The following is a 23,208-nucleotide window of genomic DNA, read 5'->3' as shown; positions in this document are numbered from 1 at the left end:
CGTCGGTGCCTCCGGGCGCCGCCTTCACGGTCGGGAGGTCGGGGGACCTCGTGCTCGACGACAACTCCGAGCTGGACCCGGCTCTGGCGGAGTTCTCCGACGTGGACGGCATCTGGTTCCTCCGGAACACCGGTACGCAGACGTCCCTCTCCGTCGCGGACGGAGAGGGACGATTCCACTCGCAGGTGCCGCCGGGCTGCCGGATCCCGGTGGTCTTCGGCCATACCGCCGTGGTCTTCCGCGCCGGCCCCACGACGTACGAGATCGGCGTGTACGTCGCGGCCCCGATCTATTCCGCGCCCGCGTCCGCCGTCGCGGATCGTGACCGGCACGCGGGGAGGGAATCGCTCGGCGAGATCGTCCTCACGCTGTCGCAACGCCAGCTGATCGTCGCACTGGTCGAACCGCTCCTGCGCTCCGAGAGCGCGGGTCTGGGCGACATCCCGACCAGTGCCCGGGCTGCGGCGCGTCTGGGGTGGACCCTGACGCGCTTCAACCGCAAGCTGGACAACGTCTGCGACAAGCTCGATCGTCACGGAGTCCCGGGCCTGCGCGGGGGCGTCGGGGCCTACGCGACCAACCGGCGGATCCGTCTCGTGGAGTTCGCGGTCGCCGCGCGGCTCGTGACCCGCATGGATCTCCGGCTGCTCGACCTGGCGGATCCCGTGGGGGACGGCGCGCTCAGCTGAGTCCGGTCACGACCCGCCCGTCCTCCAGCCGTACGGTGCGGTCGACCAGTTCCTCGGGCACGTCGACGTGCGAGACGAGCACGACGGCGCGCCCGCGGTCGACCGCGCCGAGCAGGTCGCGCAGGAGCGCGTCGGATGCCGCCGGGTCGACGCCCGCGGTGGGCTCGTCGAGCACGAGCACGGGGAACCCGCGCAGCAGGGCCCGCGCGAGCGCGAGGCGCTGGGCCTGTCCCCCCGAGACGAGGCCGCCCCGGTCGCCGACCGTCGCATCCAGTCCGCCGCGTTCGGCGACCCACGCGTCGAGTCCGACGCGGGCGAGCGCCGCGGTCAGTTCGGCGTCGCCGGCGTCGTCGCGCGCGAACAGCAGGTTCTGACGCACCGACTCGTCGAAGAGGTACGGCGACTGTTCGACGAGGCCGATCGTGCGGCGGAGGTCGTCGCCGGCGAGGTCCCGGGCTTCGACGCCGCCGATCGTGAACGAGCCGTCGTAGTCGAGGAACCTCGCGAGGACGTGGGCGAGCGTGGTCTTCCCGGCCCCGCTCGGACCCGTGACGAGGACGCGCTCGCCCGCACCGACGCGGAGGTCGACATCGGCGATGCGTCCGGTGTCGTCGAGTCCGGCGTCGGACCGGGCCGGCCAGTGCGCGCGCACGTCCCGCAGCTCGATGCCCTCACCGAGGGCGGGGGCAGTTCCCGTGGCGGCGGGCTCGTCACGGGGGAGACCCTCGGGGATCTCGGACGGGACGGCGTCGGCGATCCGCTCGGCCGCGGCGCGCACCTGCCGCCACGACGCTAGCGCCAGCGGCACGGGCCCGAACACCTCGAACACCGCCATCGGGAGCAGCACGACGACCGCGAGTCCGGGGCCGGAGAGGGTGCCGCCCGCGACGGCGGGCGCGGCGACGGCGAGCGCGAACAGCGACGCGAGTCCGGCGAGCACCGACACGGTGCCGGAGGTGAGTCCCTGGGCGGCTCCGCGTCGCACGACCGCGCGGCGCAGCGCCCGGTCGGCCGCCCGCACCCGCGCGCGTGCGGTGTCGAGGGCGCCGTAGGCGGTCAGGACGTCGAGGTTCGTGAGGAGGTCGTGGACGGCGTCGGCGACGTCGGCTCGGAGCGGAGCGATCGCCCGCTCGGCGCGCGCCCCGGCCGCCCACCCCGCGGCCACCGACACCGCGAACGCCGCCGCCAGGCAGGCCAGGAGGACCAGTGCCGCGGGCCACGACACGAAGGCCGTGAACACGACCGCCGCGAGCGAGGTCAGCGCCGCGACCGAGAGGGGCAGCACGACCCGCAGGGGCAGGTTCTGCAGCTCCTCGACGTCGTCGACCACGCTCGACAGCAGCCCGCCACGGCGCGCGCGGCCGAGGCCGTCGGGGGCCAGCGGCACGAGCTCGCGCACGAGGTCGGCGCGGACGTCGGCGAGGCGTTCGAGGGCCGCGTCGTGCCCGGCGAGGCGTTCGAGGTACCGGAAGACGCCGCGGGAGAGGGCGAACGCCCGGACACCGACGACCGCGACGGAGAGGTACATGACCAGCGGCTGCTCGGCCGCCCGGGCGATCAGCCACGCGCTCGTGGCGAGGAGCGCCACCGCGCTCCCGGCCGTCCCGAAGCCCGACAGCACCGCCGGGGCGAATCGCCGCCGCGACGGCATCGCGGAGGCCAGGATGCCGCGCACCCGCCCGTTCACGCGCGCACCCCCAGGTCGATCACGCGGTCGGCGATCTCCCGCGCCGACGGGCGGTGCGACACCAGCAGCACTCCGGCGCCGGCGTCGGCCTCGCGGCGGAGTGTGCGCCACACGTGCGCTTCGGTGTCGGCATCCAGGGCGCTCGAGGGTTCGTCGAGGACGAGGATCCGTGCCCCGGCGGTGCGCGAGCGGCAGAGGGCGCGGGCGACGGCGACGCGCTGCGCCTGCCCTCCTGACAGCCCCGCGCCGCCCGCACCCAGCGGGGTCGCCGGGTCGAGGTCGGCGGCGCCGGCGTCGGCGAGCGCCGTCGCGATGGTGTCGCGATCGACGTCGGCGCCGAGGGCGACGTTCTCGGCGACGGTGCCCGACACCAGTCCGGGTCGCTGGCCCGCCCACGCGACGGCGGCGCGGGCGTGGGCCACGGGGCGTCCGTCCAGGCGGATCTCGCCGGAGTGCTCGGCGTAGCCGAGGAGCGCGGCGACGATACTCGACTTGCCCACTCCGCTCGGGCCCGTGACCAGGACGACCTCGCCCGGTCCCACGGACAGGGAGACCGTCGGCATCCGGTGCGCTCCGCGGTCCACGCGGACGTCGCGCAGTTCGAGCACCGTCCCTGCCGCGGGGGCGGGGGCCTCGGTCGTGGGCGCGAGGCGGGCGGCATCCAGGGCGTCGAAGATCTCCTCCGTCGCGGCGACCCCTTCGGACGCGGCGTGGAACTGCACGCCCACTTGGCGCAGCGGCAGGTACGCCTCCGGCGCGAGCAGCAGGACGAACAGCCCGACCAGCAGGCTCAGGTCGCCCGAGAGGAGGCGGAAGCCGATCGTCACGGCGATGATGGCGACCGAGATGGATGCCAGGAACTCCAGCGCGAAGCCGGAGAGGAACGACACGCGCAGCACCGTCATCGTCTCGCGCTTGTAGTCGCGCGTGACCTTCTCGATCGTGTCCGCGGCGCGGTGTTCGCGGCCGAAGGCCTTGAGCGTCCCGAGACCCTCCACGGTGTCGGCGAACCGGGCCGCGAGTCGGCCGAGGGTGCCGTACTGCTTCTTCTGCACGGCGCGGGTCGCGAGGCCGATCAACACCATGAACAGGGGGATCAGGGGGATCGTCAGCACGACGGTGAGGCCGGACAGGGGGTCGGCGAGGGCGATCGCGCCGATGAGGATGGGGGTCGTGATCGCGGTGGCCACGAGCTGCGGGAGGTAGCGGCCGAAGTAGGCGTCGAGGGCCTCCAGGCCGTGTCCGGCCGTGACCGACAGCGACGCGGCGTTGCGGCGACCGAGCCACCCCGGACCCAGGGTCGTGACAGCGGCCACCAGGCGCTCGCGCAGTTGCAGGGACGCGGCCGCCGCTCCCCGGGCGGACACGCGTTCGGATGCCGCGATGAGGAGGCCCCGAACGGCGACCAGCGCCGCCGCGGCCGCCACGAAGCCCGTCAGCTCGCCGATCGGCCGCCCGTCGATCGCGCCGACGAGCGCGGAGGTGAGAGCCCAGGCGAACCCGACGACGACCCCCGTCTGGGCGAGGACGACCGCCGCGCTCACCGCGAAGAAGCTGCGTGAGGCGGAGGCGTACCGCACCAGTCGGGGGTCGACGGGGCGCACCCGTGTCGTGTCGGTCAATGCGCCACCAGGGCTGCCTTCTCGATGCGGGCGCGGGTGACGCGCTTGCGGAACACCCAGTAGGTCCACCCCTGGTACGCCAGGACGAGCGGGAGGAAGACGAGCGCCGCCCAGCTCATGATCGTGAGCGTGTAGTCGGTGCTGGAGGCGTTCTCGATCGTCAGACCCGAACCCGGTTCGAGGGTCGAGGGCATGACGTTCGGGAAGAGCGCGAAGAACAGGGCGCCGACCGCGGTGACGATCGTGATCGCACCGAGAGTGAAGGCCGTGCCCTCGCGGTCGCGCAGGTTCGCCACCCACGACCCGATGAGCGCGAGCGCGGCGATCCCGGAGAGGGCCACGACGCCAAGGAGGAGCGGTGCCTGATTGTTCGCCGCCTGGATGATCGTCCAGACCAGGAACAGGGCGGCCGCGACGATCGTGGCCAGGCCCGACTTCTTCGCCAGGGCGCGGGCGTCCTCCCGCACCTGACCGTCGGTCTTCAGGGCGACGAAGTAGACGCCGTGCGTGAAGAACAGCAGCAGGGTCACCAGGCCCCCGAGGATGCCGTAGGGGTTGAGCAGCGTGAAGAGGGTCCCGACGTATTCGTGGTCGGCATCCAGGGGCACGCCCTGCACGATGTTCGCGAAGGCGACGCCCCACAGGAACGCCGGCACGGCGGAGCCGATGACGATCATCCGGTCGAAGCCGCGCTTCCACTTCAGCGAATCGCGCTGGTGGCGGTACTCGAACGAGACGCCGCGGGCGATGAGCGCCAGCAGGATCAGCAGCAGCGGGAGGTAGAACCCGCTGAACAGCGTGGCGTACCACTCCGGGAACGAGGCGAACAGCGCCGCCCCGGCGACGATCACCCACGTCTCGTTGAGGTCCCACACGGGGCCGATGGTGTTGATGATCTGCCGGCGGGCGATGTCGTCCTTTCCGAGGAAGGGGAGCGACATGCCGACGCCGAAGTCGAACCCGTCGAGGACGAAGTAGCCGATGAAGAGGAATCCGACGATCCAGAACCAGAGGTATGCGAGGTCCATGACTGTGCTCCTAGTAGACGGTCGTCGGGGTGTTCTCGACGGTGTCGGGCTCGCGCGGCGCGTTCGGGTCGGGTAGCGGATCCGGGCCCTTCTGCGCGTACTTCTTGATGAGTCCGAACTCCACCACGGCGAGCGTGGCGTAGATCGCGGTGAAGGCGACGAGCGAGATCAGCACGCTCCAGCCGGGGACACTGGGGGAGACCCCGTCCTGCGTGAGCATCAGGCCGAACACGATCCAGGGCTGGCGGCCCATCTCGGTGAAGACCCAGCCGACCAGGCTGCCCAGCAGCGGCAGAGGAGCGGCCCAGATCGCCACGCGCCACATCCACGGCGCGACCGGGCGCTTGGCGTTCTTGCGCGTGACCCACAGGCCCACGACGCTGATGAGGGTCGCGAGACCGCCCAGCGCGATCATCCAGCGGAAGGCCCAGTACGTCACCCACAGGACGGGGGCGAAGTTGCCGTCGACCTGGTCGGCGAACTGCGGGAACATCTGCTGGCTGTACATGGTGTTGAGGTCGTTGATCCCCTCGACGCAGCCGTCGAGCGAATGCGTCGACAGGATGCTGAGGAGGAACGGCACGCGGATCGAGAACAGTTCGCTCGTTCCGTCGGGGGTGCCGAGCGTGAAGATCGAGAACGAGGCGTTCGCCCCGCACACGGTGTTGAAGGTCGCTTCCGCCGCGGCCATCTTCATCGGCTGGGTGGCCACCATCACCAGGCTCAGCTGGTCGCCGGCGATCGCGACGAGGACGAAGGACACGACCGTCGCCCACAGGCCGAATCGCAGCGGCGCGCGCATCATCTCGACGTTGCGACCGCGGGCCAGGTGCCACGCGGAGACGGACACGACGATCATCGCCGCGAACATCCAGCCGGAGAAGATCGTGTGCGGGAAGGCGGCGAGGGCCACGGGGTTGGTCAGCAGCTTCCCGAAGTCGATCAGCTCGGCACGGTGGCCGTCGGCGGACATCTGGTAGCCGACCGGGTTCTGCATGAACGCGTTCGCGGCGATGATGAAGTACGCCGACAGCGTCGCGCCGATGCTGGCCAGCCAGATGCTCGCGAGGTGGAGGCCCCGCGGGAGCTTGTCCCACCCGAAGATCCACAGGCCGATGAACGTCGCTTCGAGGAAGAAGGCCAGCAGTCCCTCGAAGGCGAGGGGTGCGCCGAAGACGTCGCCGACGAAGCGGGAGTAGGCCGACCAGTTCATGCCGAACTGGAACTCCTGCACGATGCCGGTCACGACGCCCATGGCGAAGTTGATCAGGAAGATCTTGCCGAAGAAGCGGGTGAGGTGCAGCCACTTCACGTCGCCCGTGCGGTACCAGACGGTCTGGAAGATCGCCACGACCAGCGACATGCCGAGCGTGAGGGGCACGAAGAGGAAGTGGTACAGGGTGGTCAGTCCGAACTGCCACCGAGCCAGCATGAGGGGGTCGAGCCACTCCACGGGATGTCTCCGATCGACGGTCTTCTCTGTGGTCTGACCACAGGCTACTCCCGCGTCACCGCGCGGAAAACAGGGTGATTCGGTATCGAACGATATACTTGGGAAAGCTTTTCGCGGTGGGTCGGAGGTCCCTATGACGGTGCGCCAGAGCCTGCTAGCGATCCTCGATCAGGGCGATTGCTACGGTTCCCAGCTGCGCGCCGAGTACCTGCGTCGCACGGGGGTCGCGGTGAACGTCGGTCAGGTCTACACGACCCTCGAACGACTCGAACGCGACGGCCTCGTCGAGCATCGCGGCGTGGATGACGAGGGCCGCGTGCTGTGGGGGGCGACCACCGCCGGCCGCGCCGAGGCGCGGGCATGGCTGCGGGCGGCCTCGATCGTCGACCGCCGCGACGATCTCGCCCTGCGCATCGCGCTCGCGCTCACCCTCCCCGGCGTCGACGTGGCCGACGTCATCGCCGCCCAGCGTGCCGCCGTCCAGGACGCGCTGGCGACCGCCGAACCGGACGACGACAACTCGGATGCCGTGACCCGCGCCATCGTGTCCGCTGCGCGTCGCTCGCGGCTCGAGGCCGAACTGCACTTTCTCGATGAGGCCGAACACCTCGCGGGGGAGGCCGCGCCGTTCGACCTGTCGGACGAGCGTCCCCGCCGCGGCCGTCCCGTTCGCAGCGCGCTCTGAGCACGTAACGCCCCTTTGCGGATCCGTCAACCCCGGCACGGCATCCCGCCCTTCGACGCACCCTGAGAGCACCCCGGTACGCAAGGAGCTCTCATGGTCATGGACATTCCGCTCGATCGCCCGGGGCAGCCGAACACCGTCACCGAGATCCCCTGGACGCGCATCGACCTCGACCTCTACGAGGTCGCCCGCGAGGGTCGGATCGCCGGTTACGTGGAGGTCGTCGGCGCCGTGTTCGTCGCTCTCGGCGGCACGCGGTACGACCGCGCGGTGGAAGTCGCGCAGCACCTGACGTTCCACGCGGCCGTCGACACCGTTCTCCGACGCGCCGGTCGCTGACGCCCCGCGGGTAGCACCGTCTCCGGGAGAGTCAACCCCCTCGGCCATGGCCTCGTGCTGACGCAGTGTCGGAGAACCAGGAGGTCGACATGTTTCCGCGACTCGCCGGTGGTGGTCGACGATGACCGCCGACCCTTTCCCCACCGGACCCCACCGCCCCGTGCGCATCGCGCACCTGCCCCCGCTGCGTAAGCACGCGCGAGAATCGAAGGATGACACGAACGCTGGCCGTTCTGCCAGGCGCGGCGCGCCGATTGTGCCTGAGCCGCCGGAAGGGCGAGATCTGCACGCGTAAGAAGGGCCATCGCGGCCTCCATCACCGGCGCGGCGGTGCGCTGCTGTGGAACGACCTGCAGGCGGACCCGCCCGAGTGCGCGGGAGCGGGAGCGCCCGCCGAACCCGCCCCGACCCTCCCGGACGGCTTCCCGGGCGGGAGGGCCGTCTGCCCCGTCTGCTGGGCGTTCGTCCCCCTGCAGGCCGACGGGACGCTGAGCCCGCACGACACGTGGCGCGGTGACCCGACGCGGGCCGAAGCCGACCAGCGCCGGGAGTGGTTCAACGCGTTCGGGTGGTGATCTCCCGCACCCGGGCTCGGCCGTCGATCACCTCGACGGTCTCGTCGAGCGTGTCGCTGTGGACGAGGTCGTGGGTGACGAGCAGCGTCGCGGTGTCCCGCTCGCGGGTCAGCCGCGACAGGAGATCCATGATCGCCGCCCCGCGCTCCCGGTCCAGGGCGCTCGTGGGCTCGTCGACCAGCAGGACGCGAGGCTCGTGCACGAGCGCTCGAGCGATGGCCACTCGTTGGCGCTGACCACCCGAGAGCTGCGCCGGTCGACGGTCGGCCTGGTCGCCGAGGCCGACGGCATCCAACAGCTCGTCCACGCGCGAACGCACCGCCGCGCGCCGGGCTCGCGACCCGCGGCCGCCGAGTTCCCCCATCACGCGCAGCTGCTCGCGGGCGGTGAGCGCGGGGAGGAGCTGCGGCTGCTGGAAGACGATGCCGATCCGCTCGCGCCGGAGCGCGGTCGCTTCGGCGCGCGTGAGCGCGGTGGCATCCGTCCCGTCGACGATCACGCGGCCCGAGTCGGGGCGGATCAGCGTCGCGGCGAGGGCGAGCAGGCTCGACTTCCCCGAGCCGGAGGGGCCCGTGATCCCGGTCACGAGGCCGGGGCGGCCCTCGAGGGTGACGTGGTCGACCGCGGTGACGCGGGCATCGCCGTCGGGATAGGTCAGGGTGACGTCGTCGAGAAGGATCATCGCGTGCTCCCGAGGGCTGTGAGGGGGTCGGATTTCGTGACGGTGCGCAGCGACACGGCGGCGCCGAGGAGGCCCAGGGCGATCATCACCAGCGCGGGCGCGAGGGTCGTGAGGGGGTTCAGGATGAACGGGAGGGTGCCGCCGGCGAGCGCGCCGAGAGCCGCCGTGAGACCGATCCCGACGCCGACGCCGACGACGAGGACGACCACGGCCTGACCCAGTGCATCGCGCACGAGGGCGCCCGTTCCGGCCCCGAGGGCTTTCAGCACGGCGATGTCGCCGGAGCGCTGCATGGTCCAGACGGTGAAGAAGGCACCGACGACGAGAGCGGAGACCCCGAAGAGCATCGCGATCATCAGGGCCAGGGACCCGATCTCGGAGCGGAACGTCGGCAGGGCCGTCAGGCTCGCCAGCGGACTCGTCGCCGTCGTCGCTGTCGCGGCGGTGAGGGAGTCCCAGTCGGGCGCCCCGCTCACGGCGAGCACGGTCGCCTCTCCCGAGCCGCCGAGGCGGGTGTCGAGGGCCGCCCACGCGGTCGGCGTGAGCGCGACGACGGGCGTGTGGCTGTACCAGGAGTCGCCCCCGATGGATGCCACCCGGAAGGTGGTCCCGGCCACGGTGATGTCGTCGCCGATCGCCGCTCCCGCCACGTCGCGACGGTGTCGGCGTCGAGCGTGGAGTCGGCGAAGGTCGCGGCCGCCGAACCCTCGGCGTGCAGCACGAGCCGGTCGCCGGGGAGTTGCAGGACCGCGGACACGTTCTGTGCGGCCAGGCCCCCGGTGAGTCCCGAGAGGAATCCGACGAGCAGGGTGATGAGCGCAACGACCGCCCCGATGAGGGCGAATCGACCGCGGGCGAACCGCAGATCCCGCCATGCGACGTACACGTCGCCTCCTTTTCTCCGACGGATCTCGCCGGTGATTCCACCCTCCCCGGGATGCTCCGGCGGGTCATCGGCGGGGCGGGCGAACTCCCTCTCCACCTTTCGGATGATCCGCGACGGGGGCGGCGTCCGTACGCTGGAACCGATATGCCGCATCGCACCCTGGCTCCCGTGTTCACCGGGCTGCGCGCGGGGCTCCACGCACTCTTCGCCGGGCTCCTCGCGCTCGTCGTCGTCCGCGTCGTCTGGACCGGCGGTTCGCCGTGGGCGCTCGCCCTCGCCGCGCTGCTGGCTGCGGTGTATCTCGCGGGGCTGTGGCTCGCCCGCCGGGAGCGGAAGGCCGGCGGCATCGCCTGGGTGTGCGCGCTCACGCTGGTGTGGGCGCCGTTGATGTGGCTCGTGCCCGAGGCCGCGTACATCGTGTTCCCGCTGTTCTTCCTCTATCTGCACGTGCTGCCGGGATGGGTCGGGCCGGCCGCGGTCGTCGCGGCGACCGGGCTCACGATCGCGGCGTTCGCGGTGCACGGCGGCCTCACCGTCGGGGGCGTGGTCGGTCCGGTCGTCGGCGCGGGCGTGGCACTGCTCATCGGCCTGGGCTACGGCGCGCTCCAGCGCCGCAGCGTCGAGCGGGAGGCGCTCGTGGCCGAACTCCTCGCCACGCGGGATCGTCTCGCGGCGACCGAGCGCGAGCAGGGCGTCCTCGCGGAGCGCGCTCGGCTGGCGCGCGAGATCCACGACACCGTCGCCCAGGGGCTGTCGAGCATCCAGATGCTGCTCCACGCGGCGGAACGGGCGGATGCCACGGGCCCCGGCATCGCGCACATCCGTCTGGCCCGGCAGACCGCCGCTGATGGTCTCGCCGAGACGCGGCGGTTCATCCGCGAGCTCGCGCCGCCGACCCTGGACCGGGGCCTGGGCTCCGCGTTGCAGCGGCTGGCCGAGGGCTGGGCGCAGCGCGAGGGGGTCGACGTCGAGACCGAGATCCCGGGCGAAGTGGCGCTGCCGATGGATGCGCAGGCGGCGCTGCTGCGCATCGCGCAGGGCGCCCTGGCCAACGTCGCCCAGCACGCCGACGCCACGGTGGTGCGCGTCGACCTCGTGCAGGACGGCGACGACGTGCGGCTGACGGTCGCCGACGACGGCCGCGGGTTCGATCCCGCGAGCGCCGAGGAGACGGCATCCGGGACCGATTCGTTCGGTCTGCGGGCGATGCGCGAGCGCGTCGAGCAGCTCGACGGCGACCTCACGGTCGTCAGCGCGGCGGGGGCCGGCACGGTCGTCGCGGTCACCCTGCGGGGGGTCGCCCTGTGATCCGGGTCGTGATCGCCGACGACCACCCCGTCGTGCGCGCCGGAGTGCGGGCGCTGCTCGAGGGCGAGGCCGACATCGAGGTCGTCGGCGAGGCGTCGACCCCGGACGCCGCCGTCGCCCTGGCCGCCGAGCTCTCGCCGGAGCTGGTGCTCATGGACCTGCAGTTCGGCGACCGGGCCGCGGGGGCCGAGGCCACCCGACGCGTCCGCGCGCTGGCGGCTCCGCCCTACGTGCTCGTGCTCACCAACTACGACACCGACGGCGACATCCTCGGGGCCGTCGAGGCCGGGGCGAGCGGGTACCTGCTCAAGGACGCGCCGCCGCACGAGCTGCTCGCCGGTGTCCGTGCCGCGGCCGCCGGGCAGAGCGCCCTGGCCCCCGCGATCGCGGGACGACTCCTAGCGCGATTGCGTGAACCGCGGGTGAGCCTCTCGGCCCGCGAGATCGAGGTGCTCCGACTGGTCGCCCGGGGTGCGTCCAACGCCGACGTCGCGGCACGACTGCACATCACCGACGCGACGGTGAAGTCGCACCTCGCCCACGTGTTCTCCAAGCTCGGCGTCTCCTCGCGCACCGCCGCGGTCTCCGCCGCGCGGGCCCTCGGCGTCCTGCGCTGACCCTTCCGCCGCGTCGACCGCCCCGTACGATGGCGTCATGGTCCCGGTTCGCGTGCTCGGCGTGGCCCTGGATTCCGCCCAGCAGCACGTCATCCTCCTCTCCCCGCTGCCCGGCACGGCCGCCGAGGAGGGGATCGTCCTCCCGGTGTGGATCGGTCCGCAGGAGGCGATGTCGATCCTCGTCGCGACCGAGGGTGCGGTGACGCCGCGCCCTCTCTCGCACGACCTGATGGTCGTGATGCTGCGGGCGCTGTCGGCATCCGTCGATCGGGTCGAGGTGACGCGGCTGTTCGAGGGCACGTTCTACGCCGAGATCCACGTGCAGACGCCCCGTGGGCCGCTCGTGATCGACGCCAGACCCTCGGATGCCATCGCCCTGGCGGCGCGGACGGACGCGCCGATCGCGGTGGCCGAGGCGGTCCTCGCCGAGGCGGGGGTGCCCGAGGGAGCGGTCGAGTTCGACGCGCGCGGCGACGACGACCGCGTCGAGGAGTTCCGGAAGTTCCTCGACGACGTCGACCCCGACGACTTCCAGGGGTGACCCGGCCGCGTCGGTCGCGCGCGCTCCTAGACTCGTCAGTGCCGCCCGTCGCGGCGGATTCAGACGAATGGGGTACGGATGCAACTCGCCATGGTCGGACTCGGACGGATGGGCGCCAACATCGTCCGCAGACTCATGAAGGACGGCCACGACTGCGTGGTCTACGACGTGAACCAGGATGCCGTGGCGGCCCTGGCCGCGGAGGGCGCCACCGGTGCGTCGAGCATCGCGGACCTCGCGTCCAAGCTCCAGAAGCCGCGCGCCGTCTGGCTGATGATCCCCGCCGGGCTCACCGGCTCGGTTGTCGACCAGGTCGCTGAGGTCCTCGAGGCCGGCGACATCATCATCGACGGCGGCAACTCCAACTACCGTGACGACGTGCGTCGGGCCGCGAAGCTGCAGGACACCGGCATCCACTACGTCGACATCGGGACCAGCGGCGGCGTGTTCGGTCTCGAGCGCGGCTACTGCCTCATGGTGGGCGGGCACGACGAGGCCGTCGCCCACCTCGAGCCCGTCCTGCGCACGATCGCGCCGGGGCCCGGCGACATCGAGCGCACACCCGGCCGGACGGGTGACTACACCCCCGAGGAGCGCGGCTACCTCCACTGCGGTCCGTCGGGGGCGGGGCACTTCGTGAAGATGGTCCACAACGGCATCGAGTACGGCATCATGGCCGCGCTCGCCGAGGGACTGAACGTCCTCAACAACGCCGACGCGGGGCTCAAGCAGGGCGAGCACTCCGCCGAGGTCGCCCCGCTGGAGGAGCCGGAGTTCTACCAGTTCGACATCGACACGGCGAAGGTGTCCGAGCTGTGGCGGCGCGGGTCGGTGATCTCGTCGTGGCTGCTCGACCTCACGGCGGCGGCTCTCGCTCAGAACCCGACGCTCGACGGCCTCGCCGGGCGGGTCTCCGATTCAGGCGAGGGGCGCTGGACGGTGAAGGCGGCCGTCGACACCGGTGTTCCGGTGCCCGTGCTCGCCTCGTCGCTGTTCGAGCGCTTCGCCTCTCGCGGCGAGGACCACTTCGCCAACCAGGTGCTCTCCGCGATGCGCCTGCAGTTCGGCGGTCACCAGGAGCTGCCGGCGGGCGACGTGCTCGAAGCCGGCGGCAAGAAGGCGGACAGCAGCAGCAGCTGAGGGTGCTCGGTCCGGGGACGCGGACGCGGTCGGGGAGACTAGAGGGATGAGTAGTTCCTCCGCGCCCGCGTCCTCCGACCGCTACGTCGTCGCCACCGACGGCGCGTGCAAGGGGAACCCCGGACCGGCCGGGTGGGCCTGGGTCGGCGAGGACGGCCACTGGGCCGCCGGATCGATCCCCGAGGGCACGAACAACATCGGCGAGCTCCTCGGTCTGCTGCACGCGATCACGGATCACGCCAACGTCCGCGACCTCGTGGTGCAGGCCGACTCGAAGTACGCCATCGACACGTACTCGTCGTGGATGGACGGCCACCGTCGTCGCGGCTGGGTCACCTCGGCGAAGAAGCCCGTCGCCAATCGCGGCATCCTCGAGGCGCTCATCGCCGCCCGCGACGCCCGCCGGGCGGCGGGTCTGCCCGATGTGGTGCTCGAGCACGTGCGCGGTCACAGCGGCCACGTGTTGAACTCGTGGGCCGATGAGCGCGCCGTCCGCGCGTCGCAGCACGCGGCGAAGGGCGAGGAGCTGATCTGGACGTCGCTGCGCGGCCTCGACACGCTCGACGTCGCGTCGGCTCCGCCGCGTTCGGCAGCCGACCGCAACGGGCGCTGAGCCCGGGGCCGTTCGTCAGAACGGCGGCGGATCCGGTTCGGGCGCGAAGGCGACGGAGCGCTCGGGGCGGTCGGTGACGCTGCGCCCCAGCGGACTCGTCCATTGGATGCTGCCGTCGGGTCGCTGCCGGGCGGTCCAGGGCGTCTCGGTCTTCAGCGTGTGATGCCGGGTGCACAGGCACGAGAGGTTGTCGGCGGCGGTCGGGCCGCCGCGCGCGTGATCGTGGTTGTGGTCGAGGTCGCACCGCCGCGGCGGCTGACGGCATCCCGGGAATCGACAGTGCACGTCGCGGGCTCGGACGAACCGCTGGATCGCGGGGGAGGGGCGGTAGCGGTCGACCGCGAGCACCGCGCCCGTCACGGGGTGGGTGACGACGCGCTCCCACGCCGGTGCCCCCGCGAGGAGCCGGCGCGCGGTATCGGCGTCGATGGGGCTCTGCCCGTCGATCGAGGCGCCGCGGTCGCTCGCCCCCGCGGCGGTGAGGGCGGGGACGACGACCGAGACGTGCGCACGGATCGCGCCCAGGCCGCCCGGGAGCGTGTCGGTCGTGGCGTCGATCGCGGGCTGCCCCGTGAGCACGAGGTCGCACAGGAGGTCGGCGCGGACCTGGTCGATCGCGCGGCGGTCCTCCACGGCATCCGGGTCGTCCATGCTCTCGGGCCGCGGAAGAGCGCGGATCGCCCGCGCTTGCCGCGTGAGGCGGTCGTACATCGCGCGGATCTTCGCCGCGCCGTCGAGCACGCCGAGCCGCGCCATGCCGTCGACGTCGTCGTCGATCCAGACGCGGCGCTGCTGCTCGGCGTGCGCGAACCGCTCGCTGATCGAGAGCGGGTGGAGTTCTTCGAGGACCGCACGCGCGAAGGCCCGCGTGCCGGCGACGGTGTCGGTCGCAGCGCGCTCGACCACGCGGGACTCGAACGACGCCCGGGCCGCCCGGTCTTCGAGCTCGACTCCGAGGTCGCGGATGACGGCGACGTGGCGTGCGCTGATCCGCGCCTCGGCGAGAGCCCGCAGCGTCGCGGGGAAGTCGTCGACCAGTTGGAGAGCCTCGCCGAGGCGGCGTTGGACGGTCCGGTCGTTCCACCGGAGCGCCACGCCGATCTCGGCCGCGATGGACCGCAGCGCCATCTCGCGTTCCTGCACCGCGCGCGGGCGGTTTCTCGACCGCTCGAGCGCGACGCGAATCGCGGCGGCGAACTGCACGACCCGGGCCGCCTCGAGCTCGGCCAGCGCCCGCTCGCTCTCGACGAGCGCGGCGACGGCGTCGGTGAGGACGGCATCCTCCCGATCGTCGAAGACGGGCGGTCGATCAGGCATGCACACATGCTGCCACGGACCTCCGACATCGCGCGGCGGCTGTCCACAGGCGCACCCGCCGGCACGATGCCGGTGCCACCGCCCCGGTGAGGGCTACGGAACCGGCGTGCCCTGGTGGAACACGCATCGCGGTTCGGGCTCCGAGCGCCAGATCGACGTGCGGCGGCTGTTCCGTCCGTCGAGGCGCAGCAGGTAATGCAGCAGCACCAGTGCCGGCGCGAGCCGTCGCGCCTCGCGCTCGCTCAGCTCACCGCCGCCACGGCCGGGGTCGGAGACCAGCGCGGCGATGATGTCGTCCCGCGTCCAGCGGCGTCCGGACTGGCCGATCTCGACGAAGTCCTCCGCGAGCAGCCGGCGTAGGGCGGCCGAGTCGCCGCGGACGCCGGGCGTGAGCAACTGCTCCTCGGCGGCCCACGCCGCGGCGATGACCCGTGCCCGATCGTCGGGCGACGACGACGGCACGGGTGTCGTCGTGCCGTTCGCCCAGTCGCGGCGCAGCACGCTGTAGGCGACGGATGCCACGGGCTCGCCGTCGGCGACCGGCAGCCGCCCCGATAGTGCGCCTCGTGAACCCACCCGCACCGCTCGAAGGTCCGGCGCATGGCGATGTTGTCCTCGCGCGTCTGACCCTCGAAGCGGATGACGCCGGGGTGCTCCCGGAAGACGCGCTCCGTCGCGGCGGTGAGGGCGGCGGCCCCGAGACCGAACCCCCGGTGCTGCTCGCCCAGTCGCAGATCGACCATCGCCGTCGCGTCGGCGAGGTCGTCCAGGCGGACGACCCGACCCGGCCGCGTTCGTCGTTCTCGATCCAGAACGTCTCGATCTCGTCGGCGCCCCATCGCCCGGCGTCGATCGCCGCACCCGCCTGTCCCGCGGTGGTCCGGGGACGTACATGGAACGGGAAGACGTTGCGGGTGAGGAACGAGACGAGCTCGTCGCGGTCCGCTCCCGCGGCGGCGAGGGGCGTCAGCTGCAACGACACGGATCCGCCTTCCGACCGGGGCCCGGACGTGAGCCCCACAGCGATGCGGCCACGGTCAGCGCACCGACGCGCGGCGCAGAGGCGCGTACTGCCCGAGGACTGCGGCGGCGATGGCGATCCCCGCGGCCAGTGCGGCCCACCAGGGCTGGGCGTCGGCCGCGAACGGGATGACCAGGATCGCGGTGAAGCCCAGAATCAGCACCAGCACCGCGGCGAGGGCTATCGGCCCGAGCGCCCCGAACCGCACCCAGGCGGCGGAGAACAAACCGCCGACCGAAAGGACCGCCAGCGTCGCGAGGAACGATGTCGCGGCGAGCTGGAACGGATTTCCGGCACCGAGGAGCCAGACGTCGGTCATGTAGATGTGGAAGAACCAGTGCCCCGTCGCCAGCTCGATGCCGAGCAAGACGAGCAGCATCGCCGTGACGTACAGGGCGATCGCGACGCGGCTCAGGACCGTGCCGACCACGAACGTCCGGCGGGTCGTTCCCAGAGACAACGCGAGAGGGAAGGTCAACGAGACCGTCTGTACGCCGAGCCAGCCGAAGAACCCCGGGAGGGCCCAGAAGACGGCGGCGTTGCTCCTGCTGTTCTGAATCCACTCGCTGCTCCCGGGCACGGAGCCCATCCGCACGAAGATGACCGCGAAGATGATGGTCAACACGAAGACGACGAGCATGATCAGGGGCGGAGTGCGCAGGAGCAGGCCGCGTTGCGAGAAGTGCAGGCGCACCACGTCGAGCGGAGTGGCGCCGCGCCGAGCGTCGGCGGTGAGGGTGGTCATGCGCGCGTTCCTTCCAGCGACTCGGACTCGACGCCGTAGGCGGCGACGAGGTCTTGCAGGGTGGCGGGCGTGAGCTGCACGCCCGAACGACCGGCTTCGGCTCGGAGCTCCTCGTCGGCGGGCGTCTCGAGGACGACGGAGGTGAGACCACCGATCGTCCGTCGCTGGAGGACGCGGTGCCCCGGAGTCAGCGCCTCCACGGCGCTGGTCAGGCCGCTGGCGGTGACGGCGCTTCCGCGGAGGTCGTCGGCGGCGGCGGTCCGGACCAGGCGTCCTTCGTCGACGATCACGACGTGCTCGAGCAGCGGTTCCATCTCGTCGATGAGGTGCGTGGAGACGAGGATCGTGCGCGGGTGGTCCAGATAGTCCTGCATGAGGGTGTCGTAGAAGAACCGGCGGGCCGTGGCATCCAGTCCGAGGTAGGGCTCGTCGAAGATGGTCAGCGGAGCGCGCGAGGCGAGCCCCAGGACGATCCCGAGCGAGGAGGCCTGGCCCCGGGAGAGCTTCTTGATCGCCGTCTTGCGAGGGAGGCGGAAGCCGTGGACGAGGTGCTCGGCGATGTCGGCGCTCCAGCCCGCGTGGAACAGGGGAGCCACTTCGAGAACCTGCCGCAGTGTGAATTCGTCGGGGTAGCGCTGGTTGTCGCGGACGAAGCTGATGGAGGACATCGTCGGGGCGTCTTCGAACGGGTCGATGCCGAAGACCTCCACGGATCCCGTCGACGGGCGGTCGTGTCCGGCGATGATCGACATGAGCGTCGTCTTCCCGGCGCCGTTACGACCGAGGAGTCCGGTGATGGCGCCGGCGGGGATGTCGAGGGTGAGGTCGTCGAGGGCCCGCGTGCGCCGGAAGCGCCGCGACACCCCCGACAGGCGGACGGCGGGCTGCGTCATGAGGATGCCCCTTCCTGATCGATGATGCGATGGATGTCGGTGAGGTCGAGGCCGAGCGAACGCGCCTCGACGAGCAGCGGCGCGACGAAACCGGCGCGGAAGGCCGTGGTGCGTTCGTCTCGGAGGCGCTGGCGGGCGCCCTCGCTGACGAACATGCCGAGTCCGCGCCTCTTGTGCAGGATGCCGCGGTCGACGAGGAGCCCGAGTCCCTTGCCGACCGTCGCGGGGTTGATGCGGTGGAAGGCGGCGAGCTCGTTCGTCGACGGGACCTGTGTGCCTTCCGGGTAGCTGCCGGCGAGCACGCCGTCGGCGATGGACTCCGCGATCTGGATGAAGATCGGCTTTCCGTCGTCGAGCATCGGACTCCTTGGGTTAGTTACTTGAGTAATGAACCTAGGAGGTGGCGTGCGGGATGTCAATACCGGGCGGGAGGCCGCACACTGGGCACATGGAGTTCGTCGGCGTGATCCCAGAGGATGCGCCCGACCCGCGGCTCGCCGCGGACGCGCGGGTGCGCGCTGTGCCGTTCCCGGTCATGGAGCTGACGCCGCAGCCCGCGCTCTCCCGGCTACCGATCGCCGGTTTCGTCGAGGGAGGACTCGGGTCCGTGCAGGAGGAATGGGCGGTGACGTTCAGCTATACCTTCTGGCGGCATCCGGAGAATCACGCAGACCCGCGCAACGAGCGCGAACTCGATGAGCGCACGCGACGGTCGATCGAGGAGGAGCCGCCGTGGCCACGCCCCGCGTGGATCATCGAAACGGCGCGGCTGTTCCGCTACCCGATGCTGCAGGAGGCGGTGCGCACCACCCGCTACGGCTCGGAGCGTCAGGATGCCACGGTGTCGAGCCAGCTGGTCCATCACGCGAACCATGTGCTGCGGAACTCGTTCCGGGAGCAGCTCGGGCTGCCGACTCAGATCGGCGTGAACTTCGCCGGCGAGGTCGCACACTCGGCCGTGGCGCCCGCGTCGCTGGTGGTCGACGGGGAGCGGCGGTCGGCGCTGCACATCGATACCGATCCGTTCGTCTACGCCGTGGGCTTCGAGGTCGCCGAGCGGGTCGTCTGCACGGTCGTCCTCGACCGCGACGTCCTGCCGTTCCTCGACCTCGCGGTGTCGACGCTCGCCGTCGCCTAGACGATCTCGCCCGACACGACGAGATCCGCCCGTCCGCGCGTCGCTTCGATCAGTGCGGCGTTGACGCCGTCGACGTCCCGGGCCCACGCCGTCGCAGCGTCGATGGTGCGGCCGTGCCGTGTGTGCCGCTCGACGAGGCGCGCCTCGCGAACAGTGCTCGGCGCGGAGCAGAACCATGCCTCGTCGAGGGCGTCGCGCACGCGCGCCCACGGACCGTCGTCGAAGAGCAGGTAGTTGCCCTCCACGACGACCACGCGCGCGTCCGGCTCGATAGCGATCTCGCCCGCGACGCCCTCGTCGGCCTCGCGGCGGAAGCTCGGCGCGAACACCGTGTGGTCGGTCTCGGTGCGCACCCGGTGCAGAAGCGCGAGGAAGCCCCAGCCGTCGAACGTGTCGATCGCACCTTTGCGGTCGTGGCGGCCGAGCCGGTCGAGGGTGGCATTGGCGAGGTGAAAGCCGTCCATCGGCAATGCCGCTGCCGTACCGGGGTTCCGGGCGTTCAGTTCGGCGACGAGCGCCGTGGCGAGCGTCGTCTTGCCGCTGCCGGGGCTTCCTGCGATCCCGAGCAGGAAGCGGGGGGATCCGGATGCCGCCCGCTCGACGCGATCGGCGAGGGCGGCGACCGTCGCGCCCGGGGGACGGTCGGGAACGCCCCGGAGCCCCTCCGGTGTCGCGATCACGCGGGAGACAACGCGTAGGTGACGACGGCCCCGTACGGGTCCTGTTCGGTGACGGAGACCAGCACCGTGTACGTGCCATTGGTGAAGTTGGACGCTTCCGGCGAGGTGACTCCGGCGCTGTACCCCGCGGCGGTCAAGGCGCTCGTCGCCTGCGAGAATCCCTCGTCGACCGAGCCGACCTGGATGACGATCGACAGCGTCCCGTCGTTCAGGTCGCCCCGCACGAGGTCGCAGACGACGGTCCCGTCGACGAGGGGGATACCGGCGGCCGTGACGTCGGAGGGGATGCAGTTCTCCGCCGGAGCGCTCGGGTCGGCGGGTGCGGGCGTCTCGACGACGGCTGCGGAGGCGGAGGGCGCTGCGGCGGAGGAGTTCGCGGCGGGATCCGCGGTCGTGGTTCCGCCCGCGCACCCGCTGAGGGCGGCAGTCAGTATCAGCACAAGCGCGGAGGAGAGCAGAACAGTTCGAGGTGTCGGGTTCACGGCGTCAGCATAGGGTGCGGTGCGGTCACCGTCACGTACTCGGATGCTGCCCGTGGTCCGAGACGCGCGATGCCCCCGTCGCCCGGCGTGAGCCGAGGCGGCGGGGGCATCCGGCGACGCGTGTCAGCGCGTGCGGGCGCTGCGACCGCGCGTGGCGAAGACGTAGATCCCGAGCACGATGATCGCGCCGATGATGGAGCCGATGATGCCCGCCGGCTGAAGGAATCCGCCCATCGGGTCGCTGCCGAAGATGAGGAATCCGAGGAACCCGCCGACGAACGAGCCGACGATTCCCAGGACGATGGTCATGAGGATGCTCATGCTCTGCTTGCCGGGGATGACGGCGCGAGCGATGAAGCCGGCGATGAGGCCGACGATGATGAGACCGAGGATGGTCCAGAGCATGATGTTCTCCTTGCTGCGAGGTGCCGGGGTGTGGCACAGCGCTCCTGCTGTGTGGAGCGCCTCGGAGACGTTAGGCCGAGCGAGGCGCCGACCGCGTGCCCTTGAGCCCCGGGGATCGACTGACTATGCTCCCGCGCCCGTGAACGGGAAGACGGTCCGAGAGACATGCATATGGCTGTAGTCGCATGCGCTGGCCGCTACCTTCCTCGAAACGCATATGCCTCGTTCGCGAGGCCCGAGAGGAAGGTTGGACCAATGACGGATCAGCAGACGCACCTCGAGATCGGGCGGCCGACCGCCGCTTTCGTCGGGGCCTCGTGGGTGGCGCTGGGGCTCGGTGCCTCCGTGTATTTCATCGGTCTGGCGAACGCCCACATGGAACTCGCCGAGAAGGGATACTTCCTCGCGGTCTTCCTGCTCGGCCTCTTCGCCGCCATCTCCGTGCAGAAGGCCGTGCGCGACCGCGCGGAGGACGTGCCCGTGACCGGCGCGTACCTGGGCGTCGCGTGGGCGATGCTGCTCGCGGCCCTGGCACTCATGTCGATCGGACTGTGGAACGCCGAACTTCTGCTGTCGGAGAAGGGGTTCTACGGGATCGGTTTCGCGATGAGCCTGTTCGCCGTGGTCGCGGTGCAGAAGAACGTCCGCGACATCGCCGCCTTCCGGGTCGTGCACCCCGATCCGTCGCCGGTCGAGCGGACACCGGGATTCCCCGGCGTCTGATCGCCCCACATACGACAGAGCCCCGGATGCCATGGCATCCGGGGCTCTGTCGTTCGCTCAGACGGCCGCGAGGGTCGATTGCCAGCCGAGGGCAGGCGCGACGTGCGTCGCGAAGTTCTCGATGAGCCGGAGATTGAACTCCACTCCCATCTGCGACGGGATCGTCAGCATCAGGGTGTCGGCACTCATCACGGCCGCGTCGTTCTGCAGCTGCTCGATGAGGACGTCGGGCTCGGCCGCATACGTCTTGCCGAACGTGGAGCGCATGCCGTCGATGACGCCGATCTGGTCGGATCCGGCCGAGCCGCCGAAGTACAGGCGGTCCTCGTCGCTCACGATGGGGAAGATGCTGCGGCTCACCGACGTGCGCGGCTCGCCGGCGTGTCCGGCCTGCGTCCACGCCTGGCGGAACGCGTCGAGCTGGCGTGCCTGCAGGATGTCGAACGGTGTGCCGTCGGCTTCGGTGAGGAGCGTCGACGACATCAGGTTCACGCCCGTGCGCCCCGCCCACTCGGCCGTCGCCGTCGTGCCGGCGCCCCACCAGATGCGCGTCCGCAGGCCGGAGGAGTGCGGCTCGATTCGCTGGAGCCCCGCGCCGCCGCCGAAGGGGCTCATCGGGTCGCGCTCGGCGAGCCCTTCCCCGTCGATCGCGCGGAGGAACAGGTCGAAGTGGTCGCGGGCGATGTCGGCTCCGCGCGGGTCCTCGGACCCGGTGTAGCCGAACGCCTCGTAGCCGCGCAGGACGGTTTCGGGTGAGCCGCGGCTCACGCCGAGGGCCAGCCGGTTGCCGCTGATGAGGTCGACGGATGCCGCCTCCTCGGCGAGCATGAGCGGGTTCTCGTACCGCATGTCGATGACACCGGTGCCGACCTCGATGCGCGAGGTGCGTGCCGCGATCGCGGCGAGCAGCGGCATGGGCGCGGCCTGCTGTCGGGCGAAGTGGTGGACGCGGAACGAGACGCCGTTCACGCCGAGATCGTCCATGCCCTGGGCGAGGTCGATCGCCTGCAGCATCGAGTCGCCGGCGGAGAGATGATGGCCGCCGCCGAGGGGGCCGTAGTGCCCGAAGGAGAGGGTGCCGAAGGAGCGCATGACAGGTGCAACGCGGCATCCGCTGGTCTATTCCCGCGAATGGAAGCGACGGCCCCGACGCGTCCGGGCTGTGGCACGATGCAGGACATGGACGTCGAGCTGCGGAGCGAGCTGCAGGCCCTCCGCGCTCGGGCCTACGGGCCGGATGCCGACCTCGATCGCGATCCCGCCGCCGTGGCGCGGCTGCAGGAACTGGAGGACCTCGAGCGCCAGGCGCGGGTCGAGGCCGCCGTCAGGCCGCCGGTCACCCCGCCGATGGCTCCGGACGCCGCGCCGCTCGTCGTCGACGACGATGACGTCGAGGGCGGCGTGCCCACCGTGAGCCGACCGGTGGTGCGGCGTGCCCGCACGCTGTGGCTGTGGGCGGGGTCGCTCGCGGCCGTCGCCGCCGTCGCCAGCGCCGCGTCGATCGCGGCGACGACGTTCGTTCCCGTCGCGCGGACCGCGGGCGTGGCGCAGGTCGACACGCTGCGGGTCGATCCGTCCGCCGACGACTCCCCGGTGAGGAGCATGGGGTTCGATTCGTCGGAGGTGTCCGTCTACGCCGACTTCCACGGTCTCACCGCCTACGCCGGAACGACGCAGGTCGACTCGTCGGGAACCCGGGCCGAATGTCTGATCCTCCTGGACACGTCGACCCTCCCGGCGTCGGGCGACATCAACGCGTCGCAGATCGGGTATCGGTACGGCGGGTGCGGAGCGGGGGCTTTCCCCGCCACGATCGAGTTCGTCGTGACGCCCGACCTGCCCGACGCCTTCCGGGAGCGATTCCCCGTCGGCAGCTCCCTGCAGTTCGTGAGCGACGGCGACCACGTGGGGGTCTTCTCCGACGTGGAGTGAGTCCGGT

Annotated in this window: 26 protein-coding genes and 2 pseudogenes; 12 read left to right on the top strand and 16 right to left on the bottom strand. The window is 71.5% G+C overall.

Annotated elements, in window-relative coordinates; all coding sequences use genetic code 11:
- Positions 1–5 precede the first annotated feature (5 nt).
- On the top strand, positions 6–689 hold the full coding sequence (locus P8R59_RS01560) for a hypothetical protein (RefSeq protein ID WP_278102425.1): 684 nt from the start codon (positions 6–8) through the stop codon (positions 687–689).
- Here the strand turns inward: P8R59_RS01560 and cydC are convergent.
- Genes cydC through P8R59_RS01540 form a run of 4 tightly spaced genes read right to left on the bottom strand, consistent with a single transcriptional unit; the run spans position 682 to position 6,479 of the window.
- On the bottom strand, positions 682–2,376 hold the full coding sequence (gene cydC, locus P8R59_RS01555; RefSeq protein ID WP_278102424.1) for a thiol reductant ABC exporter subunit CydC: 1,695 nt from the start codon (positions 2,374–2,376) through the stop codon (positions 682–684). The two genes, P8R59_RS01560 and cydC, sit on opposite strands and share 8 nt — an antisense overlap.
- Entirely contained in the window at positions 2,373–3,998 is a 1,626-nt protein-coding gene (cydD, locus tag P8R59_RS01550; protein ID WP_278102423.1) for a thiol reductant ABC exporter subunit CydD, read from the bottom strand. The genes cydC and cydD overlap by 4 nt, the downstream gene beginning before the upstream one ends.
- Positions 3,995–5,026 (bottom strand): cytochrome d ubiquinol oxidase subunit II, encoded by a 1,032-nt coding sequence (gene cydB, locus P8R59_RS01545; RefSeq protein WP_278102422.1) that lies wholly within the window; start codon positions 5,024–5,026, stop codon positions 3,995–3,997. The genes cydD and cydB overlap by 4 nt, the downstream gene beginning before the upstream one ends.
- Before the next feature lie 10 nt (positions 5,027–5,036).
- A complete protein-coding gene (locus P8R59_RS01540) occupies positions 5,037–6,479 on the bottom strand; it encodes a cytochrome ubiquinol oxidase subunit I (RefSeq protein ID WP_077052263.1) in 1,443 nt (480 codons plus the stop codon).
- Between the two features lie 133 nt (positions 6,480–6,612).
- Here P8R59_RS01540 and P8R59_RS01535 point away from each other — a divergent pair, with 133 nt between their 5' ends.
- The 3 genes from P8R59_RS01535 (at position 6,613) to P8R59_RS01525 (ending at position 8,078) form a co-directional block, all read left to right on the top strand.
- Positions 6,613–7,164, top strand: a complete 552-nt coding sequence (locus P8R59_RS01535; RefSeq protein ID WP_278102421.1) for a PadR family transcriptional regulator — start codon at positions 6,613–6,615, stop codon at positions 7,162–7,164.
- Positions 7,165–7,263: 99 nt separating this feature from the next.
- Positions 7,264–7,503 carry a hypothetical protein gene (locus tag P8R59_RS01530; protein ID WP_278102420.1) on the top strand — a complete coding sequence of 80 codons (240 nt, stop codon included), beginning with the start codon at positions 7,264–7,266 and terminating at the stop codon, positions 7,501–7,503.
- A 212-nt stretch (positions 7,504–7,715) separates the two neighbouring features.
- Positions 7,716–8,078, top strand: coding sequence for a hypothetical protein (locus tag P8R59_RS01525; RefSeq protein ID WP_278102419.1), 363 nt, complete (start codon positions 7,716–7,718; stop codon positions 8,076–8,078).
- Here P8R59_RS01525 and P8R59_RS01520 read toward each other — a convergent pair.
- Positions 8,059–8,760, bottom strand: a complete 702-nt coding sequence (locus tag P8R59_RS01520; RefSeq protein WP_278102418.1) for an ABC transporter ATP-binding protein — start codon at positions 8,758–8,760, stop codon at positions 8,059–8,061. The two genes, P8R59_RS01525 and P8R59_RS01520, sit on opposite strands and share 20 nt — an antisense overlap.
- Positions 8,757–9,646: pseudogene (locus P8R59_RS01515) on the bottom strand (FtsX-like permease family protein). Before P8R59_RS01515 ends, P8R59_RS01520 begins: the two are co-directional and overlap by 4 nt.
- Before the next feature lie 144 nt (positions 9,647–9,790).
- On the opposite strand from P8R59_RS01515, the gene P8R59_RS01510 reads away from it, so the two are divergent.
- From P8R59_RS01510 to P8R59_RS01490, 5 genes are all read left to right on the top strand, one after another.
- Positions 9,791–10,954, top strand: a complete 1,164-nt coding sequence (locus P8R59_RS01510; RefSeq protein ID WP_278102417.1) for a sensor histidine kinase — start codon at positions 9,791–9,793, stop codon at positions 10,952–10,954.
- On the top strand, positions 10,951–11,571 hold the full coding sequence (locus P8R59_RS01505) for a response regulator (protein ID WP_077052256.1): 621 nt from the start codon (positions 10,951–10,953) through the stop codon (positions 11,569–11,571). The genes P8R59_RS01510 and P8R59_RS01505 overlap by 4 nt, the downstream gene beginning before the upstream one ends.
- 37 nt (positions 11,572–11,608) lie before the next feature.
- Entirely contained in the window at positions 11,609–12,112 is a 504-nt protein-coding gene (locus P8R59_RS01500; RefSeq protein WP_278102416.1) for a bifunctional nuclease family protein, read from the top strand.
- 78 nt (positions 12,113–12,190) lie between these two features.
- Positions 12,191–13,252, top strand: coding sequence for a phosphogluconate dehydrogenase (NAD(+)-dependent, decarboxylating) (gene gnd / locus P8R59_RS01495; RefSeq protein WP_278102415.1), 1,062 nt, complete (start codon positions 12,191–12,193; stop codon positions 13,250–13,252).
- Between the two features lie 46 nt (positions 13,253–13,298).
- On the top strand, positions 13,299–13,865 hold the full coding sequence (locus tag P8R59_RS01490; RefSeq protein ID WP_278102414.1) for a ribonuclease H family protein: 567 nt from the start codon (positions 13,299–13,301) through the stop codon (positions 13,863–13,865).
- Between the two features lie 15 nt (positions 13,866–13,880).
- Here P8R59_RS01490 and P8R59_RS01485 read toward each other — a convergent pair whose 3' ends face one another.
- From P8R59_RS01485 to P8R59_RS01460, 6 genes and pseudogenes are all read right to left on the bottom strand, one after another.
- Positions 13,881–15,182: an HNH endonuclease signature motif containing protein gene (locus P8R59_RS01485; protein WP_278102413.1), complete on the bottom strand. Its 1,302-nt coding sequence runs from the start codon at positions 15,180–15,182 to the stop codon at positions 13,881–13,883.
- A gap of 93 nt (positions 15,183–15,275) precedes the next feature.
- Positions 15,276–15,758: a nuclear transport factor 2 family protein gene (locus P8R59_RS01480; RefSeq protein ID WP_341210461.1), complete on the bottom strand. Its 483-nt coding sequence runs from the start codon at positions 15,756–15,758 to the stop codon at positions 15,276–15,278.
- Between the two features lie 56 nt (positions 15,759–15,814).
- Positions 15,815–15,925: pseudogene (locus P8R59_RS19220) on the bottom strand (GNAT family N-acetyltransferase); the annotation flags it as partial.
- 294 nt (positions 15,926–16,219) lie between these two features.
- Positions 16,220–16,948 (bottom strand): hypothetical protein, encoded by a 729-nt coding sequence (locus P8R59_RS01470; protein ID WP_278102412.1) that lies wholly within the window; start codon positions 16,946–16,948, stop codon positions 16,220–16,222.
- On the bottom strand, positions 16,945–17,841 hold the full coding sequence (locus P8R59_RS01465) for an ABC transporter ATP-binding protein (protein ID WP_278102411.1): 897 nt from the start codon (positions 17,839–17,841) through the stop codon (positions 16,945–16,947). The genes P8R59_RS01470 and P8R59_RS01465 overlap by 4 nt, the downstream gene beginning before the upstream one ends.
- Positions 17,838–18,200: a GntR family transcriptional regulator gene (locus P8R59_RS01460; RefSeq protein ID WP_077052248.1), complete on the bottom strand. Its 363-nt coding sequence runs from the start codon at positions 18,198–18,200 to the stop codon at positions 17,838–17,840. The genes P8R59_RS01465 and P8R59_RS01460 overlap by 4 nt, the downstream gene beginning before the upstream one ends.
- 89 nt (positions 18,201–18,289) lie before the next feature.
- Here P8R59_RS01460 and P8R59_RS01455 point away from each other — a divergent pair, with 89 nt between their 5' ends.
- The gene (locus P8R59_RS01455; RefSeq protein WP_278102410.1) at positions 18,290–18,979 is read left to right on the top strand and encodes a hypothetical protein; all 690 of its coding nucleotides are present in this window, start codon (positions 18,290–18,292) and stop codon (positions 18,977–18,979) included.
- Here the strand turns inward: P8R59_RS01455 and P8R59_RS01450 are convergent.
- From P8R59_RS01450 to P8R59_RS01440, 3 genes are all read right to left on the bottom strand, one after another.
- Complete coding sequence (locus P8R59_RS01450) at positions 18,976–19,659, bottom strand: nucleoside/nucleotide kinase family protein (RefSeq protein ID WP_278102409.1); 684 nt, start codon at positions 19,657–19,659, stop codon at positions 18,976–18,978. The genes P8R59_RS01455 and P8R59_RS01450 overlap by 4 nt on opposite strands.
- Positions 19,656–20,099: a hypothetical protein gene (locus P8R59_RS01445; protein ID WP_278102408.1), complete on the bottom strand. Its 444-nt coding sequence runs from the start codon at positions 20,097–20,099 to the stop codon at positions 19,656–19,658. The genes P8R59_RS01450 and P8R59_RS01445 overlap by 4 nt, the downstream gene beginning before the upstream one ends.
- 165 nt (positions 20,100–20,264) lie before the next feature.
- Positions 20,265–20,546 (bottom strand): GlsB/YeaQ/YmgE family stress response membrane protein, encoded by a 282-nt coding sequence (locus P8R59_RS01440; RefSeq protein ID WP_278102407.1) that lies wholly within the window; start codon positions 20,544–20,546, stop codon positions 20,265–20,267.
- 255 nt (positions 20,547–20,801) lie between these two features.
- Between P8R59_RS01440 and yiaA the strand changes: the two genes are divergently transcribed.
- A complete protein-coding gene (gene yiaA, locus P8R59_RS01435) occupies positions 20,802–21,269 on the top strand; it encodes an inner membrane protein YiaA (RefSeq protein ID WP_278102406.1) in 468 nt (155 codons plus the stop codon).
- A gap of 57 nt (positions 21,270–21,326) precedes the next feature.
- Here the strand turns inward: yiaA and P8R59_RS01430 are convergent, their stop codons facing one another.
- Positions 21,327–22,361 carry an LLM class flavin-dependent oxidoreductase gene (locus P8R59_RS01430; RefSeq protein ID WP_278102405.1) on the bottom strand — a complete coding sequence of 345 codons (1,035 nt, stop codon included), beginning with the start codon at positions 22,359–22,361 and terminating at the stop codon, positions 21,327–21,329.
- 87 nt (positions 22,362–22,448) lie between these two features.
- Between P8R59_RS01430 and P8R59_RS01425 the strand changes: the two genes are divergently transcribed.
- On the top strand, positions 22,449–23,201 hold the full coding sequence (locus P8R59_RS01425) for a hypothetical protein (RefSeq protein WP_278102404.1): 753 nt from the start codon (positions 22,449–22,451) through the stop codon (positions 23,199–23,201).
- Positions 23,202–23,208 lie beyond the last annotated feature (7 nt).

Source organism: Microbacterium proteolyticum (assembly GCF_029639405.1).
Classification (GTDB): Bacteria; Actinomycetota; Actinomycetes; order Actinomycetales; family Microbacteriaceae; genus Microbacterium.
Note: the sequence above shows the minus strand (reverse complement) of the source record. Positions and strands in the feature narration are given on the sequence as shown.

What these genes read in the sequence shown, in the direction of transcription:
- P8R59_RS01455 (WP_278102410.1), top strand. Translation starts at nt 18,290, where the DNA reads ATGGAGTTCGTCGGCGTGATCCCAGAGGATGCGCCCGACCCGCGGCTC.
- P8R59_RS01465 (WP_278102411.1), bottom strand. Translation starts at nt 17,841, where the DNA reads ATGACGCAGCCCGCCGTCCGCCTGTCGGGGGTGTCGCGGCGCTTCCGG.
- cydB (WP_278102422.1), bottom strand. Translation starts at nt 5,026, where the DNA reads ATGGACCTCGCATACCTCTGGTTCTGGATCGTCGGATTCCTCTTCATC.
- P8R59_RS01490 (WP_278102414.1), top strand. Translation starts at nt 13,299, where the DNA reads ATGAGTAGTTCCTCCGCGCCCGCGTCCTCCGACCGCTACGTCGTCGCC.
- P8R59_RS01530 (WP_278102420.1), top strand. Translation starts at nt 7,264, where the DNA reads ATGGACATTCCGCTCGATCGCCCGGGGCAGCCGAACACCGTCACCGAG.
- P8R59_RS01510 (WP_278102417.1), top strand. Translation starts at nt 9,791, where the DNA reads ATGCCGCATCGCACCCTGGCTCCCGTGTTCACCGGGCTGCGCGCGGGG.
- P8R59_RS01535 (WP_278102421.1), top strand. Translation starts at nt 6,613, where the DNA reads ATGACGGTGCGCCAGAGCCTGCTAGCGATCCTCGATCAGGGCGATTGC.
- P8R59_RS01520 (WP_278102418.1), bottom strand. Translation starts at nt 8,760, where the DNA reads ATGATCCTTCTCGACGACGTCACCCTGACCTATCCCGACGGCGATGCC.
- P8R59_RS01440 (WP_278102407.1), bottom strand. Translation starts at nt 20,546, where the DNA reads ATGCTCTGGACCATCCTCGGTCTCATCATCGTCGGCCTCATCGCCGGC.
- P8R59_RS01460 (WP_077052248.1), bottom strand. Translation starts at nt 18,200, where the DNA reads ATGCTCGACGACGGAAAGCCGATCTTCATCCAGATCGCGGAGTCCATC.
- P8R59_RS01425 (WP_278102404.1), top strand. Translation starts at nt 22,449, where the DNA reads ATGGACGTCGAGCTGCGGAGCGAGCTGCAGGCCCTCCGCGCTCGGGCC.
- P8R59_RS01470 (WP_278102412.1), bottom strand. Translation starts at nt 16,948, where the DNA reads ATGACCACCCTCACCGCCGACGCTCGGCGCGGCGCCACTCCGCTCGAC.
- P8R59_RS01500 (WP_278102416.1), top strand. Translation starts at nt 11,609, where the DNA reads ATGGTCCCGGTTCGCGTGCTCGGCGTGGCCCTGGATTCCGCCCAGCAG.
- yiaA (WP_278102406.1), top strand. Translation starts at nt 20,802, where the DNA reads ATGACGGATCAGCAGACGCACCTCGAGATCGGGCGGCCGACCGCCGCT.
- P8R59_RS01430 (WP_278102405.1), bottom strand. Translation starts at nt 22,361, where the DNA reads ATGCGCTCCTTCGGCACCCTCTCCTTCGGGCACTACGGCCCCCTCGGC.
- gnd (WP_278102415.1), top strand. Translation starts at nt 12,191, where the DNA reads ATGCAACTCGCCATGGTCGGACTCGGACGGATGGGCGCCAACATCGTC.
- P8R59_RS01525 (WP_278102419.1), top strand. Translation starts at nt 7,716, where the DNA reads ATGACACGAACGCTGGCCGTTCTGCCAGGCGCGGCGCGCCGATTGTGC.
- P8R59_RS01485 (WP_278102413.1), bottom strand. Translation starts at nt 15,182, where the DNA reads ATGCCTGATCGACCGCCCGTCTTCGACGATCGGGAGGATGCCGTCCTC.